This window comes from Legionella norrlandica (assembly GCF_000770585.1).
GTDB lineage: Bacteria > Pseudomonadota > Gammaproteobacteria > Legionellales > Legionellaceae > Legionella > Legionella norrlandica.
Map to the genome: position 1 here is coordinate 1 of NZ_JNCF01000141.1, position 351 is coordinate 351.

Here is a 351-nt window from a genome sequence, read left to right on the forward strand (position 1 = left end):
CTATTTTTTCAACCTTTTCCCTAGCCTCATGTCTTCTTTCGTCCCCGGCTAATTCCAGGTAACGTAATTTATAATAGGGGTTTTCAGGTAATATATCCGTTGCCTTTTTAAAAAATGGAAGTGCTTCTTGTTTGTTATGGTAAAAAAAGAGCACGACATCCGCCCTCAAATAATACATTTTAGCTAGTATAGGTCGTATTTCCTTTGTTTTATTTTCGGCATTGAGTGATATAAAAGTATTTAAATTAGATAGTAATTTTTCAATCCATGCTTTGTTATTTATTAAGAACTCAGCTTGTAGTTCCTTATGATCTTCGAAGGTAATAGGTACCCTGATTTTTTCAATAAGGC

The 351-nt window shown here is 33.3% G+C and carries 1 pseudogene; it reads right to left on the minus strand.

Features of this window, described 5'->3' with window-relative positions:
* Positions 1-351 (minus strand): annotated as a pseudogene (locus OK13_RS14685) (hypothetical protein); the annotation flags it as partial.